At 40.3% G+C, this 15,375-nt stretch carries 14 protein-coding genes; 7 read left to right on the forward strand and 7 right to left on the reverse strand.

Annotated elements, in window-relative coordinates; all coding sequences use genetic code 11:
* Positions 1-35 precede the first annotated feature (35 nt).
* The 3 genes from VK159_RS13575 to VK159_RS13585 form a co-directional block, all read right to left on the reverse strand.
* Positions 36-1,583: an Rne/Rng family ribonuclease gene (locus VK159_RS13575; protein WP_324230691.1), complete on the reverse strand. Its 1,548-nt coding sequence runs from the start codon at positions 1,581-1,583 to the stop codon at positions 36-38.
* 287 nt (positions 1,584-1,870) lie between these two features.
* Positions 1,871-2,776: a tetratricopeptide repeat protein gene (locus VK159_RS13580; RefSeq protein ID WP_324230692.1), complete on the reverse strand. Its 906-nt coding sequence runs from the start codon at positions 2,774-2,776 to the stop codon at positions 1,871-1,873.
* 64 nt (positions 2,777-2,840) lie between these two features.
* On the reverse strand, positions 2,841-3,167 hold the full coding sequence (locus VK159_RS13585; protein WP_324230693.1) for an HU family DNA-binding protein: 327 nt from the start codon (positions 3,165-3,167) through the stop codon (positions 2,841-2,843).
* Positions 3,168-3,352: 185 nt separating this feature from the next.
* Here VK159_RS13585 and mutY point away from each other — a divergent pair, with 185 nt between their 5' ends.
* The 7 genes from mutY to VK159_RS13620 all read left to right on the forward strand — a co-directional run bounded on the left by mutY (position 3,353) and on the right by VK159_RS13620 (position 10,371).
* The gene (gene mutY, locus VK159_RS13590) at positions 3,353-4,468 is read left to right on the forward strand and encodes an A/G-specific adenine glycosylase (RefSeq protein WP_324230694.1); all 1,116 of its coding nucleotides are present in this window, start codon (positions 3,353-3,355) and stop codon (positions 4,466-4,468) included.
* Positions 4,469-4,531: 63 nt separating this feature from the next.
* Complete coding sequence (locus tag VK159_RS13595; protein WP_324230695.1) at positions 4,532-4,963, forward strand: single-stranded DNA-binding protein; 432 nt, start codon at positions 4,532-4,534, stop codon at positions 4,961-4,963.
* A 65-nt stretch (positions 4,964-5,028) separates the two neighbouring features.
* Positions 5,029-6,375, forward strand: coding sequence for a gliding motility-associated protein GldE (gene gldE, locus VK159_RS13600; RefSeq protein WP_324230696.1), 1,347 nt, complete (start codon positions 5,029-5,031; stop codon positions 6,373-6,375).
* A gap of 38 nt (positions 6,376-6,413) precedes the next feature.
* A complete protein-coding gene (locus tag VK159_RS13605; protein WP_324230697.1) occupies positions 6,414-7,028 on the forward strand; it encodes a hypothetical protein in 615 nt (204 codons plus the stop codon).
* 62 nt (positions 7,029-7,090) lie between these two features.
* Positions 7,091-7,687 carry a DUF3109 family protein gene (locus VK159_RS13610; protein ID WP_324230698.1) on the forward strand — a complete coding sequence of 199 codons (597 nt, stop codon included), beginning with the start codon at positions 7,091-7,093 and terminating at the stop codon, positions 7,685-7,687.
* A gap of 9 nt (positions 7,688-7,696) precedes the next feature.
* Positions 7,697-9,073 carry a LutB/LldF family L-lactate oxidation iron-sulfur protein gene (locus VK159_RS13615; protein WP_324230699.1) on the forward strand — a complete coding sequence of 459 codons (1,377 nt, stop codon included), beginning with the start codon at positions 7,697-7,699 and terminating at the stop codon, positions 9,071-9,073.
* Positions 9,074-9,081: 8 nt separating this feature from the next.
* Complete coding sequence (locus tag VK159_RS13620; RefSeq protein ID WP_324230700.1) at positions 9,082-10,371, forward strand: polysaccharide deacetylase family protein; 1,290 nt, start codon at positions 9,082-9,084, stop codon at positions 10,369-10,371.
* Positions 10,372-10,412: 41 nt separating this feature from the next.
* On the opposite strand, the gene rluF is transcribed toward VK159_RS13620, so the two are convergent.
* The 4 genes from rluF to VK159_RS13640 form a co-directional block, all read right to left on the reverse strand.
* Complete coding sequence (gene rluF / locus VK159_RS13625) at positions 10,413-11,147, reverse strand: 23S rRNA pseudouridine(2604) synthase RluF (protein WP_324230701.1); 735 nt, start codon at positions 11,145-11,147, stop codon at positions 10,413-10,415.
* 18 nt (positions 11,148-11,165) lie between these two features.
* Entirely contained in the window at positions 11,166-12,173 is a 1,008-nt protein-coding gene (locus VK159_RS13630) for a DMT family transporter (protein ID WP_324230702.1), read from the reverse strand.
* Positions 12,173-13,675 carry a bifunctional phosphoribosylaminoimidazolecarboxamide formyltransferase/IMP cyclohydrolase gene (gene purH / locus VK159_RS13635; protein WP_324230703.1) on the reverse strand — a complete coding sequence of 501 codons (1,503 nt, stop codon included), beginning with the start codon at positions 13,673-13,675 and terminating at the stop codon, positions 12,173-12,175. The genes VK159_RS13630 and purH overlap by 1 nt, the downstream gene beginning before the upstream one ends.
* Positions 13,676-13,793: 118 nt before the next feature.
* Positions 13,794-15,375 (reverse strand): ComEC/Rec2 family competence protein (locus tag VK159_RS13640; protein WP_324230704.1); only part of this gene is annotated, 1,582 nt, incomplete at its 5' end.

Below are 15,375 nucleotides of genomic sequence, written 5' to 3' on the forward strand. Positions count from 1 at the left end.
TAAAAAACGGTTGATCTTTTGATCAACCGTTTTTGTTAGAGTCTTATTTCTTCGTCGTGGCTATCGAAGAAATGATATTCAGTGAGGTGATAAGACGTATTTGCTCTCACCTTAATTTTTTGTTTGTATTTCCAGCTCCACTTCATACGCTTCGATGGGAATCCTTTTCGGAGGTAAGCTTCCATGATCGGATGTACAGCTATCATTAATTCTTTATGCTTCTGCATAACGAGATAGCTGATGTTCTTTTCAATCTCATCTTCCAGTATCAATGTAGCAGAAACTTTACCGGTACCATTACAGCTCGGACAAACTTCCTGTGTGTTGATGTTCACTTCAGGTTTCATCCGCTGACGGGTGATCTGCATCAAACCAAACTTTGAAATAGGAAGGATTGCATGCTTGGCTCTGTCGGCACGCATAAATTCTTCCATTGCTTCTGCCAAACGACGTTTATTATCCGGCAGCTTCATATCAATGAAATCGACTACGATAATACCACCAATATCTCGCAAACGTAATTGACGGGCAATTTCTTCGGCCGCCTCCATGTTCGTTTGCAATGCATTTTCTTCCTGGTTGGCACTTACACTTTTATAACCACTGTTTACATCAATTACATGCAACGCTTCTGTATGCTCAATAATGAGATATGCACCGCTGGCAAGGTTCACTGTTTTACCAAATGATCCTTTTACCTGCTTGGTCACTCCAAAATTATCGAAGATGGGAGAGCCGTTCTGGTAGAAGCTGACGATCTCTGTTTTATCAGGCGCTACTTTTTGAATATAAGTGCGGGCATCGTTGTAAATGTTTTTATCATTCACAACAATACGGTTGAAATCAGCGCTCAATAAATCACGGAGGATGCTGGTTGTTTTATCAGTCTCGCCTAAAATTTTAGAAGGTGCAACTCCATTCTTCAGATTCTTTTGAATCTGCTGCCACATATTTATGAGGTTGTTGAGATCTTCATGGAGTTCTGCTGTATTTTTCCCTTCAGCTGCTGTACGCACAATTACACCAAAGTTTTTGGTGCGTATCGATTCAACGATCTTTTGTAAACGCTTACGCTCATCACTAGAGTGGATTTTGCGTGATACAGCTACAATATCATTGAAAGGAGTAAGTACAACGAATCGACCCGGTAACGAAATTTCACAACTAAGACGTGGGCCCTTTGCTGCAATGGGTTCTTTCAGAATTTGAACCAGGATATTTGGTTTGCCGTTAAGCACTTCACCAATTTTTCCTGTTTTAATGATCTCGGATTCTGTTTGAAACTTGCCAAAATCACTGATGCTTTCGCCTTTGTCGTTGATTGATTGTGTGGTAAACTTGAGGAGGGAGCGTACATAGGGACTTAGGTCGGTATAATGAAGAAAGCCGTCTTTCTCAAAACCAACATCCACAAATGCGGCATTCATACCGGGTACAAGTTTTTTCACTTTACCGAGGTATAAATCACCAACGGTAAAACTGGCATCATGACTTTCCTGATGCAGCTCTACCAGCTTCTTGTCTTCTAACAATGCTATTTCCACCCCGGTTGGGGCAGAATTAATGATCAGTTCCTTATTCACTCAAAACGTCTTTTAAATTGAACTATGCTACTTCACCTGATCAGAAGGAAGGAGGCCACTGTACAGCAGATGTATACAAGCAAGCAGACAAATTTCTGCAATGGCCACAGCGAAGCAGAGTCCCGTTTAAAAGCGGGACTCCGTTCAATTCAGAAGATTATTTATTCTTCTTCTTATGACGGTTCTTTCTAAGACGTTTCTTACGCTTGTGCGTCGCAATTTTATGACGCTTTCTCTTTTTTCCGCAAGGCATGTTTAATACGTTTTACGTTTTTTAAAAAATATGGTTATAATAACTTTATCTGTTCTTCTATCTGTTTCATCATTTCAGGACTGCTCCTGAATTTTCCCTGTGTTTCAAGTGATCTTACAGTTTGTAAAAACAACTCGTATTTCTTTTTGGCATTTACTTTATCACCACTGGTTTTATAAGCATCGGCCAAACGAAGGATCACTTCCAGGTTCTGTGGTTCAAGTGCAAGCACTTTTTCGAATCGTTCAATCGCTTTTGGCCATTGTCCGCTGATGGTTGAACCAACTCCCATCATATATTGGGCAAATGCATTCTGCGGATCTTTTTCCGCAGCCTCACGAATCAAAGCAATTCCACGCATTGGAGGCTCATCACCTGCACCACCGAAAAAGTAAGTGCTGCCAAGACCAATTTTGGTAGAATCGTTAGAAGGATTTAATGCTAATGCCTTTTCAAATAACTCTTTTGCTTCTTTGGCCATCCAAACCTGTAACGGTTGTTCCGATAAAGTTTGCAACTCACTTAAAAACAAATGGGCTGCAAAGGTGAGGTTTTTCTCTGAATTTTCCAACTTAGCAGCCTCTGCAATGTATTTGGCGTAGGGCACAAAGGCACCAATGGTATCCATCCAAAAGGCAGACAGCTTACGGTAAACCTGTATCTGTTGATTTTTGACATCGCCTCTTACCACTGAGTTTTCCCATTCGGTTACTTTTTGTAACTGTTGGGCATTTAAACGCTTTTTGGCGAGCCCAAGCATAGTGGGGAAGTCGAGAGTAACAGCCTGAGTGTTAGCGGCAGTTGCCGGCGCAGAGGTTTTAGAATGATCATGACCGGCATGATCATCTTCTGCTTTTTTGGGAACGGTACGTCCGAAAAAATACAAAAGAAAAACTGCTGTGATTGCAGCAGTTACATAAATAATTTGTTGCCTGTTCACGCTTCAGAAAATTGAAGTGCAAAGCTACAGGAAGTAAGGCATTAAATACCTTACAAAAGCGTATTTAACTTTCGTCGTCATCTCCACCATCGTCACTCACCGCTCCACCTTTGTAACTGGTTTTAACTTCCTGTACAAATTCCTTTGCAGGCTTAAATGCAGGAATATAATGTTCAGGAATATGAACAGCAGTGTTACGCTTGATGTTACGGCCAATTTTGGCTGCACGTTTCTTTGTAATAAAACTCCCGAAGCCACGGATATAAATATTCTGACCCGCAGAAAGAGAATCCTTTACCTCTTTGAACATTGTTTCAAGAGTAACGAGAACATCCACCTTTGGAATGCCTGTTTTTTCTGAGATTTGGTTCACAAGATCTGCTTTGCGCATGCGTAAAAATTTAAGGGTTCTGGTTATTATTGGTCTAATATCCTGAATAAATTCCAAAAAATGAAACATATTGGCCAAATTTTTTTTAGTAACTGGTTGATTATGAACAAAAAATGGCTGGCAATTGTTAGGGCTTATTGCTGTTATTTTGCAGGCGTACTGGGTATTTGATGAATAAAAATGATATGAACAGGTCAAACTATTTTCAACAAAAATTACTTCACTGGCATCATTCAGTAAACAAAAGGCAACTTCCCTGGAAAGGCGAAAAAGATGTTTACCGCATCTGGCTTAGTGAAATTATTCTACAGCAAACACGTGCTGAACAAGGCTGGAAATACTATGAACGATTTGTAAATCAATACCCAACGGTTCAAAAACTCGCAAATGCACCATTGGAAGAAGTGTATAAATTATGGGAGGGGCTTGGCTATTATAACCGTTGTCGTAACCTGCACAGCACTGCCCAATTCATTGCTTTTGAATTAAATGGAAAGTTTCCTGATTCATTCGAAACCATCATTGAGTTAAAAGGCGTTGGTCCATACACGGCGGCTGCCATTGCTTCATTTGGGTTTGGTTTGCCGCATGCTGTTGTTGATGGAAATGTGTTTCGTGTCCTCAGCCGTTTTTTTGGGATTGGTACGCCCATTGACAGCACAGAAGGGAAGAAGCAGTTTCAGCTGCTGGCAACAGAATGTCTTGATACAATTGATCCCGCTGCTTATAACCAGGCTATCATGGATTTTGGTGCAACAGTTTGCAAACCCGATCTTCCCGATTGCCGCAATTGTAATCTGAAAACAAAATGTGTTGCTTATGAAAAAGCTATTGTGAACGAGTTACCTGTAAAAGAAAAGAAGAATAAAATTCGCAACAGGTGGTTCAGGTTTTATATCCTGGAATTGAACGGAACATTTGCCATACAAAAAAGAATCGGTAAGGATGTGTGGGGAAACCTCTACGAATTTCCGAATGAAGAATATAAAACAGAGAAAGAATGGAAGAAGGCAGATACTTCATCAACAGAAGCATGGTTCAAAAGCCGTAAGATCAAACACTCATTTACAGTTTTATCTGCCAGCAAACCCATCAAACAACAATTAAGTCATCAACTCATTTATGGAAATGCAGTATTGGTTCAGTTGAAAGGAAAACATACTGTATCGCAAGATTGGGAATGGAAAACGGCAAACCAATTAAAACAGTTACCTTTTCCGAAATTGTTAAATGATTTTTTAAAAGCAGGTGTTCTTGAATTATTTGCTGCGAAGCATACAACAGTAACGCAAAAAACGTAATTTAGAAGGAGTGACAGACGGGTCTGGCCATGATCTAATCATTCAGAACTAAAATTTATACGTATGCGAGGAGTTAACCGTGTGATGCTTATTGGCAACCTTGGAAAAGAACCTGACGTACAGGTTTTAGAAGGTAACATTGCCGTTGCTAAATTTCCATTAGCTACAACTGAAACGTTTAAAGACCGCACCGGAAAACTGGTGAGCCAAACGGAATGGCACACGGTGGTGCTTTGGAGAGGACTTGCAGAATTAGCACAGAAATACCTGCATAAAGGAAGTCTTGTTTATATTGAAGGCCGTTTGAAAACACGTAGTTGGGAAGACAAAGAAGGCGTTAAAAAATATGCAACTGAAGTTGTGGGTGACAACCTCATCATGCTCGATAAAAGGGCTGATGGAACAGGAAAACCCGATTCGCCTGAACAACTTGGTGGTTATCATGGCGATGATCTGCCACCAATTGGAGAACCAAGTGCCGATCTTCCATTTTAGGAAATACCGTTGCGTTGTTTATTTTTGCCGGTACAGCGGTACATTATTCACTTAATTTTGATGCTTTGGATTATCAGCACGTCAGCATTTCTTTTTTATTATCGATCAAACCTGTGTTACTGGCAATCAACAGCCAGGGGTTAACATTACTGGTTATCCTTTTTCTAATCCTGCTGTTTTTTTCATTTGTTGTAAGTGGAGCTGAGGTGGCGTTCTTTTCACTCCGTTATAAAGACCTGAATGTAATTAAAACAAAGCCAGATGCGCCTGCACGCCGAATTGTGAACCTGCTGGAAGAGCCCAAGGTGTTAATGGCAAGTTTAATGGCAGCAAATGTGATATTCAACCTGGGAATTATTTTTCTCACGAACTTTTTAATTGATGAAGCACTTAACCTGCGTCATAATTTATGGTGGGTTGAGTTTGTTTTAAAAGCAACGGCCATTACGGCATTGATACTTTTGTTTTGTGAAACGTTACCAAAAGTATGGGCATCGCAAAACAATATCTTCTTTGCTTATTTCGCCAGTTGGTGGATCGATGCAATTGTTTATCCCATTTTTAAATCAACAGGCGGATGGCTAGCCGGATATACAGATGGCATTGAAAAACGAATGTCGAAGTATCAAAAAAAATCTTCCTTAAAATCAGAAGAGCTTGATTACGCTATTGATCTGATGAGTGAAGACGAAGCTACGGTTGAAGAAAAACAGATATTAAAGGGCATTCAGAATTTCAGCAACATCACTGTGAAACAAGTGATGCGTTCACGTCTTGATGTAAGTGGTATTGAATACAAAACACCATTCCAGGATGTTGTGAAACGTGTGCAGGAGTTGCACTACAGTCGAGTGCCGATCTATAAAAATAATTTAGACGAAGTTGTAGGTATTCTTCAAACAAAAGATCTGCTCCAACATCTCAATGATGCGGATGATTTCCACTGGCAGCAACTGATGCGTACGCCGTTCTTTGTACCGGAACAAAAACTCATTGATGATCTGATGAAAGAATTTCAGCAGAAACGCATTCACTTTGCAGTTGTGGTTGATGAATTTGGCGGCACCAGCGGTATTGTAACAATGGAAGATGTGGTGGAAGAAATTATTGGTGAAATTAAAGATGAGTTTGATGATGATGAAAGCGTGAACAAAAAGATTGATGAGAACAACTATATTTTTGAAGGACGTACCATTGTGCACGATATGTGCCGCACAATGAATCTTCCTGCCGATACGTTTGATAAAGTGAAAGGGGAAAGTGAATCGCTGGCCGGACTTGTATTAGAACTGGCCGAACGTTTGCCAAGAGCCGGCGACGTTGTTGAAACAGGCGATTTCCAATTTACTATTCAGGAAGTAAGCCGCAACCGTATTGAAAAAGTAAAAGTGACCATTAAACCCCTCGACTGATCAGTATGAAGCAATTGCAAAATCTTACTTTATATTTCATGAATTTTTCCAAGCTTGATAATAGATTCGTACTTCATACTTTATACTTCGTACTGCTTTTTTCTATCTTCTCCTGCAACTCCGATCCCCGTCCGAGGCCAAAAGGGTATTTTCAAATTGATTTTCCTGAAAAGAAATATGTGTTGTTTGATGAACCGGATTATCCCTATACGTTTGAATACCCTGCGTATGGAAAGGTGTTGAAGGATAGCACTTTCTTTGAAGCAAAGGCAGAAAATCCTTACTGGGTGAATCTTGACTTTCCTGAACTGGCGGGGCGTATTCACATCAGTTATAAAGTAATTGGTGATGCAAATAAATTTGATGCACTTGTTCAGGATGCATTTAAGATGACCAGCAAGCACAGTTTAAAAGCAACGTCCATTGATGAAATTCCGTTGAAAGGTCAAGCTGGTGTAAACGGATTTATATTTGACGTGGGTGGAAATGCTGCAACCGGTAAACAGTTTTTTGTAACCGACAGCAGCAAGCATTTCTTACGTGGTGCTTTGTACTTTGACGCAACACCAAACTACGATTCTATTCAACCGGTGGAACAATTCCTGTATAAGGATATGCAACATTTAATTCAAACTTTGAAGTGGAGAAATTGATCTAGCACTCTCTCTTGAATTCTCTCTAATAGTTTTCTGCTGTACGACCGTATCTTTGCGCCATGATTGTAATTGATGATATCTACATCAGTGATGAAGTGGTGGAAGAGCAGTTTGTATGCGACCTGAACAAATGTAAAGGTGGCTGCTGCGTTGATGGCGATGCCGGTGCACCACTCACGAACGATGAGTTGAAAGAAGTGATCGCCGGGTTTGAAAAAGTAAAACACCTGCTCACAGAAGAAGGACGAAAAGTAATTGAGCGTGACGGTCTTTATCAATACGACCAGGAATTTGGCTGGGTAACACCTACCATCAGCAATGGCATGTGTGCGTATGGTTTGGTAGATGAAAAAGGAATTGTAAAGTGCGCTTTTGAACAACAATATTATGCCGGTGAACTGAAGTGGAAGAAACCGATCTCCTGTCATCTTTATCCCATTAAGATCAGCAAGAGCAAAAATACAGAACAGCAGTATGTGAATTATGAACCGAGAGACCAGATGTGTAATCCCGGTTGTTTGAATGGACAAAAACTGAAAGTGCCCGTATATGTGTTTTTGAAAGAAGCCATCATTCGCAAATACGGCGAAGATTTTTATGAAGTGCTTACACAAATAGCAGATCAGTATTACGCATCAAAGGACACAAAGAAGTAACTTTAATCAATGAGCCAGACTGCAGATAAATTTATTGCAAAGAGTACCATTAAGGCTGCTGACCTTGATCATCGTCGTACAATCAATTTTAATATTGGAAAGTATAATGCAAAAGTGCCGGAAGGTAAACTGCAGTTCACACAATTACTCACAGCACGTGAACGAGCCAAGAATGTAAAGTGGCGTGCATTAGAAACTCTTGATCAGCAACTGGAGGAATTTGAATCGCAGTTTTCACGCAGGGGTGGTAAAGTAATCTGGGCTGAAAATGCAAAGCAGGCATGTGATGAAATTTTAAAGATCTGTGAAGCACGTAGCTGCAAAACTTTGGTGAAGAGCAAGAGCATGGTAACGGAAGAAATTCATCTCAACGATTTCCTTACCAAACATAATATAGAAAGTGTAGAAACTGATCTCGGCGAATACATTCAACAACTGGATGATGAACCGCCTTATCATATTGTTACACCGGCAATGCATAAAAGCAAAGAAGATGTAGCAAAGTTGTTTGCAGATAAATTGGGAACCGATCCAAAAGCAACACCAGAGCAACTGACATTGGTTGCACGCAAAATTCTCCGTGAAAAATATGTACAGGCCGAAGTTGGTGTAACAGGTGCCAATTTTATTTTAGCAGATGTGGGTGGCATTGCTGTTACAGAAAACGAAGGCAATGCAAGATTGAGTTGTGCATTTCCAAAAACACATATCGTAATTGTTGGTATTGAAAAAGTATTACCCAGCATGAACGATCTTGGTTTGTTCTGGCCACTACTTTCAACGTATGGTACCGGGCAAAATGTAACGGTGTATAACAGCATCGTGCTTGGTCCAAAACAACCGGGAGAGAAGGATGGCCCTGAGGAAATGATTGTGATCCTCTTGGATAATGGACGAACAAACGTATTAAAGAATCCAAAGACAAGGGAGAGTTTATACTGTATCCGTTGCGGCGCCTGTTTGAATGCTTGTCCTGTTTATAAAAACATCGGCGGGCATAGTTATGGCACAACCTACAGCGGCCCGATCGGTAAAGTGTTAACACCGCATCTCAGTGGCTTGGAAGAATACAAGCATCTCAGTTATGCGTCATCGTTATGTGGTAACTGTACCGAGGTTTGCCCCATGCGGATTAACCTGCATGAACTGTTATTGGAAAATCGTTACGAAGCTGTGGAAGAAGGATATGCTTCATTTGGCGAACGCATGGCATGGAAGGTTTGGAAAAGAGTATCGCTCAGTCGTAAGCTCATGAACACCGGCAGCAGTAAAATGCGCAGCTGGATGATCAATAAATTTGTGAAAGACTGGACACGCCACCGTGGCGAAATGCATTTCCCTGAAAAAAGTTTCAATCAACTTTGGCGTGAACGAAACGGGCAGTAAATTCAAACATGCTTGTTTACACTCCGCATATCACGCCCCGCATCAGTTACATTGTTCAACTGCTGAATGAACGTTGGCAGATTGAGGTTGCTGTAACGGATGATGAAACGGTGTTTCAACAAAGCAATGATGTAAAGATTGTGTATGCAGATGAACGTATAGACGAATCGTCTCTCTTTCTGCAGTCAACCGGTTTGCTTTTGCAACATGATATCCGCAAGCAACACATCACTTGTTTTGATTGGAATGATAGCAAAGCTTTCTTTCAAACAAACGACGACTTTGGTTTTGATATCTTCTCTGCTGTATTTTATCTCATCACCCGTTACGAAGAATATTTAGAATACGAACCAGATGAGTATGGCCGCTATGCACATTGGAATTCATTAGCATGGAAAGAAGGATTCTTACATCAGCCGATTATTGATGTATGGTTTATGAAGCTTGAAGCAGAACTTAAAGACCACAACTCATCACTCATCACTCATCGCTCATCATTCCGCTTCCTCCCCACTTACGATATCGACATTGCCTGGAGTTACAAACACAAAGGCTGGGTGCGGAGCGTTGCTGCTGCGATATCTCACCCGTCAACAATTACAAAGCGGTTACGTGTTTTTAGTGGAAAAGAAAAAGATCCATTTGATTCATATGACTGGTTGCAGCAATTGCATGAGCAGCATGGACTACAGCCAATTTATTTTTTCTTACTTGCAGAACGTAATAGCGAATACGATAAAAACATTTCACCAAATAAGACAGGATTACTGCAACTGATCCGATCAACCGCCGCAAAGTCAACAGTTGCATTGCATCCTTCTACACAAAGCACAGTGAATGTATCTTTACTGAAAAAAGAAAAAGAAACGTTACAATCCATCAGCAGGAAAGAAACTACTGCAACCCGGAATCATTATATCCAGTTTCATCTGCCACATTCTTACCGCACATTAATGGAGAACGGATTTACAGATGAATATAGCATGGGCTACGGAACAGTAAATGGTTTTCGTGCATCTACTTCACATTCGTTTTTGTGGTACGATCTGGAAAAGGAAGAAAAAACTGCATTGCGTGTTCATCCGTTTGCTTACATGGAAGCTAATTCATTTTATGAACTACATCATTCTCCTGAAGAAGCATTGGAAGAAATGAAAAGGCTATGCAGTGAAGTGCAAAAGGTAAACGGAACTTTCATTACCATCTTTCACAATCACATGCTGGGAACAGATTCGATGTTTAAAGGTTGGAAGGAAATGTATGAAACTTTTATCGCAGAAGTACGAGGTTCGAAGTAAGAAGTACGCTAACAGACTCATCACTGATCATTCATTTCTCATCATTGTTCATTCTTCGAACCTTCCAGCATCTGCATCAATTCTTTCATCTCCGGATCGCTTAAGTAGCGCCATTTACCAACAGCGATATTTCCCAGTTGAATATTCATGATACGTACACGTCGCAAACTCACCACTTCATACCCAAATGCTTCACACATGCGCCTGATCTGGCGATTTAATCCTTGCTTGAGAATGATGGAAAAGCTTTTGCCGCTTAGTGTACGTACTTTACATGGCAGTGTTACAGTATTGAGAATATGTACACCGTTGCTCATCTTTGCAGCAAAGTCGGGCGTTAATTTTTTATTGACAGTAACGATGTATTCTTTTTCATGTTCGTTACCTGCACGCAGAATTTTATTAACGATGTCGCCATTGTTGGTAAGGAAGATCAATCCTTCGGAATCTTTATCTAATCTTCCAATCGGGAAAATGCGTTTGGGATGATTGATAAAGCGGATAATATTTGTGCGGTCTTTCTCATCTGTGGTAGAAGTAATATTCAACGGTTTGTTGAAAGCAATAATAAACTGATCCTGTTTGGCGGTTGATTTTACTTTCAGCAATTCATCATCAATATATACTTTGTCTTTTGAGGAAACCCTTGTGCCAGCCAAAGCAATATTGCCATTCACAACCACACGTGCCTGATCGATCAGTTTATCTGCTTCACGGCGTGAGCAGTAACCTGTTGCACTGATGTATTTATTTAAACTGATCTTTTCTTCGGCCATGCAGTAAAGTTAACAGGATTAATTGTCGGCAACATCACGCTGCTCTTCAGCCGTTTTCTTGTAAGCTTTATTGACAAGATAAACACCTAATAAAGCAACCAATCCTCCTGTTGCAAGCGTAAAGGAAATTTTTTCATGAAAGATCATTACCCCAAAAAGTACTGCTACTACAGGGTTCACATATGCATAAATACTCGCCTGTTCAGTAGGCAGGTTTTGCAACGCATAGAGATAACAGATAAATGCGATCACTGAACCAAATAAAACAAGGTAACCGATTGCGGCCCATGCTTGCCATGCTATTTCGGTAAAGGGTGTAAAGTTGGGATCGGTAGTGGAAATGCCCAGCAATGCTGCACCGGCAATCAGCATTTGAAAACCTAACCCAAAATATGGATTGAAATTAGCTGCCTGTTTTTTTGTATAGAGTGAACCGAAAGCCCATGTCCAGGTAGCAACAAGTGAAATCAAAATGCCAAAGCGGAAATTCGGATCAAAGAAATCCTGCAGATGTTCGTAAAAAATAACACACACTCCACCAAAGCCGATCATTAACCCAAGCAATGCTTTCGCAGGAATTTTTTCCTTTGATACAAAAAGATTGATGATCACGATCCATAAAGGAAAGATTGCACCCATGATGGCACCAAGCCCGGATGAAATATATTTCAATCCCCATGTACTGAGCCCGTTACTCAATACAAAGTTGAGCAGCGCTAAAATCAACAATGGAATTAATTCTTTTCCTCTTGGGAATTGCGCTCCTTTTGCAATAAAAAAAATCATGTAACAAAGTCCACCCAGTAACTGGCGAATACCTGCTAACTGTATGGCTGATGGCATATGCCGCACACCTTCTTTGGAAGCGATCCATGTGGTACCCCATAACACGCACACAACTGCCAATGCAAATAAAGCTTTTGCTCTTGTTCCTTTTTTCCGGATGGTTAAAGGATTAAAAACGGATAAGCTTTTGAGTGCATCTGTTGAAGCGTTGAGTGCTTTATCGAAACGGGGTTTTTGCATTAATGTTTAAAATGTCTCATACCTGTGATCACCATCGCCAGGTTATTTTGTTTACAATATTCAATTGAATCATTGTCACGGATAGAACCGCCGGGTTGAATAAATGCAACTATACCTGCTGCATGACCCATCTGCACACAATCATTGAACGGGAAGAATGCATCACTCGCCATCACTGCGCCATTGAGATCGAAGTTGAATTGTTTTGCTTTTTCAACAGACTGACGAAGTGAATCGATACGACTTGTTTGTCCGCAACCTTTACCCACCAGTTGTTTATTCTTCACCAATGCAATGGCATTCGATTTTAAATGTTTGCAGATGAGATTGGCAAAAGTGAGATCATCTTTTTCAGCAGCACTTGTTTCTCTGCCACCCGCTTCTTTCCATTCGGTATAATTGCCTTCATCCAATCCTTGTACCAATACACCGTTCAATAATGATTTGTATTGTTCTTTCACGTTCGGTTGTTGTTTCAATTGCAACAGAATGCGGTTCTTCTTCGACTTTAATACTTCCAATGCATCAGCAGCAAATGAAGGAGCGATCAATACTTCAAAGAAAATTTCATTGATAGCTTCTGCCGTGGCTTTATCAATTTCACCATTACAAACCAATACACCGCCAAATGCACTTTCAGGATCGCCTGCCAATGCAGTATCCCAACTGTCTTTCACTGTTGCACGTTGTGCAACGCCACATACGTTGGTATGTTTGATGATAGCAAAAGTTGTATCTGTAAACTCTTTGATGAGTTGTACAGCTGCATCAACATCAACTAAATTATTATAGCTTAATTCTTTTCCGTTAAGTTGTGTGAACAGTTCATCAAGGTTACCGAAGAAACGTGCACTCTGATGAGGATTTTCACCATAACGCATGATCTTTTCTTCTTTGTTGAATGGTGTTTCAACAGCTGATTGATGGAAGTAATTAGAGATGGCAGTATCGTAAGCCGTACACACATCAAATGCTTTGATGGCAAATGCACGACGTTGTTCATAACTTGTTTCACCTTTCTGCTCACGAAGAATACCTTCTAATACTGCATATTCTTTCTTTGCTGCCAATACCACAACGTCTTTATGATTTTTTGCACCGGCACGAATCATCGATGGTCCGCCGATATCAATTTTTTCAATGATTGCTTTTTCATCAGTAGTTGAAGCAACGGTTTCTTCAAACGGATAAAGATCAACAATCACGAGATCCATTTCAGGAATATTGTATTGCTTCATTTCAGCCAAATGCTGGTTATCATCACGCTTGCCGAGAATACCGCCAAACACAGAAGGATGTAAAGTTTTTACACGACCACCCAAAATAGAAGGGTAGCTGGTCAAATTTTCAACAGGCACTACAGGAACGCCGAGTTTTTCAATAAACTGTTGTGTGCCACCGGTAGAGTAGATGGTTACATTTTGCTCGTGAAGGAGCTTTACCAATGAATCGAGTCCGTCTTTGTAAAAAACTGAAATGAGTGCCGATTGAATTTTCTTCATAAAAATGATTGATTTGGGCCACCAAGACGCTAAGTCACGAAGAAGCACGAAGGAAAAAGTTGTGCCTGGAGCTTTGGGTCTTTGTGGCAAGACTTTAAGAAGGCGCAAAGGTAAGCCTCTACAGGTTCATCACAAAAGCACCCTGCTCACTTGTGCAGAAATAGTGGATGCCGAGCTTTTCGCAGTCAGCTTTCCAGAATTTCAGCTTCCATTGCGGGTTGGAACTGTCGAATACCAGCAGCTTACAGTTGATCGTTTTTTTTAATTGATCGAGGTAAAGTTTGGGATTGTTGGAAATGATGACCACATCGGCTGAGATCTTTGCAGTAGAATCGTAGCGGTATGATTGGTTGATGTGGACGATGGTTTTATTGTTGATCGTCCAGACATTATTTGAGTTGATGTTCGGCTGTTCATAAGTGCGGTGTGCAATGCGGGAGGGTTTAAGGTGAAAATTGCGAAGAAAGCCATCTTTCAACAGCACTGAATCACCGATAAAGAAATATCGTTTGCCCAGCATAAAATCAATAGCTGTGTGTTGCGATAAATTGTAAACGATCAGTTTCTGTTGTTGTGCTCTAGAATATTGATAATAGAATTGAACAGCAAAGAATATTGCGATAAAGGCTAGTGTAAATTTTAATGCAGATTTTTTCTTTTGAATAAGCCAAATACCCAATGCTGCAATAATGAGGTATAACAAAATGGTTTGAATGGGTGAGTGCTGAATACCATCTACCACAGCAAACGTAAAATGATCGACCCAAAGAATGAATTGATTCATGAGCCAAAGCATTTTTGTAATGAGCCAACCAACTGCATTTGCAAGTGCGACGAAAGGAGAAACAACCATCAATAAGATCAAAGCATATAACACAAGACTTGATAATGGAACCGCTACAAGATTCGTAATAAGAAATAGTGTTGGCGCCTGGTGAAAATGATACATGCAAAGAGGCAAGGTTAAAATTTGGGCAGAGAGCGTGAGTGCATTTAGTTTCCAAAGACCATCTAATAATTTGTTTTGAATGGCGAACCAGTTGTAAATAGGTTTCATGAAAAGAACAATACTTAACACAGCAGCGTATGATAATTGAAAACCTACATCCCACAACAAAAACGGATTAAAGAGTAATAATACAACTGCTGATGCTGCCATGCTATTGTAAATAGTTCCTTTGCGGTCGATTACTTCTGCACCAACGATCGCAGTAAACATAAGAACAGCTCTTAACACAGACGCACTTGCCCCGGTCAATAAGCTGAACAGCCACAACAATGTAATGATCAAAACAGCTTTTATTATTTTCAGCCGTTTTTTTCTGTTCAAACCTTTTAAAAGAAACATCAATAAGCCATAGATCAAACCAAGATGCATTCCACTAACAGCAATGATATGTACCACGCCGGTGTTGCTGTATGCCTGCACCAGGTCCCTGTCGAGATCATCACGGTAGCCGATGAGTAAGGCTTCTGCAATACTGCTTTCCATTTCGCCTTTTACATGCTTGCGGATCGTTTTCAGAATATAACTTCTGAACTCATACATCTTTTTATAGAAGATTGATGTTTGTTGCTGAGGTAGTTTTCTATATTCATCTGCTTTTATAAACAGTTGATGTGTGATACCGTTGAACAATGCATATCGCTTGTAATCGAACCCGCCGGGATTGCCTGCATTTTTTATTTCCTGCAAATTA

Source organism: Lacibacter sp. (assembly GCF_035299325.1).
Taxonomy (GTDB): domain Bacteria; phylum Bacteroidota; class Bacteroidia; order Chitinophagales; family Chitinophagaceae; genus Lacibacter.

Bases quoted from the DNA above. Each gene is read 5' to 3' on its own strand.
- rluF (WP_324230701.1), bottom strand. From the start codon at position 11,147: ATGGCCGAAGAAAAGATCAGTTTAAATAAATACATCAGTGCAACAGGT.
- mutY (WP_324230694.1), top strand. From the start codon at position 3,353: ATGAACAGGTCAAACTATTTTCAACAAAAATTACTTCACTGGCATCAT.
- VK159_RS13620 (WP_324230700.1), top strand. From the start codon at position 9,082: ATGCTTGTTTACACTCCGCATATCACGCCCCGCATCAGTTACATTGTT.
- VK159_RS13605 (WP_324230697.1), top strand. From the start codon at position 6,414: ATGAATTTTTCCAAGCTTGATAATAGATTCGTACTTCATACTTTATAC.
- VK159_RS13615 (WP_324230699.1), top strand. From the start codon at position 7,697: ATGAGCCAGACTGCAGATAAATTTATTGCAAAGAGTACCATTAAGGCT.
- VK159_RS13630 (WP_324230702.1), bottom strand. From the start codon at position 12,173: ATGCAAAAACCCCGTTTCGATAAAGCACTCAACGCTTCAACAGATGCA.
- purH (WP_324230703.1), bottom strand. From the start codon at position 13,675: ATGAAGAAAATTCAATCGGCACTCATTTCAGTTTTTTACAAAGACGGA.
- VK159_RS13595 (WP_324230695.1), top strand. From the start codon at position 4,532: ATGCGAGGAGTTAACCGTGTGATGCTTATTGGCAACCTTGGAAAAGAA.
- VK159_RS13585 (WP_324230693.1), bottom strand. From the start codon at position 3,167: ATGCGCAAAGCAGATCTTGTGAACCAAATCTCAGAAAAAACAGGCATT.
- VK159_RS13610 (WP_324230698.1), top strand. From the start codon at position 7,091: ATGATTGTAATTGATGATATCTACATCAGTGATGAAGTGGTGGAAGAG.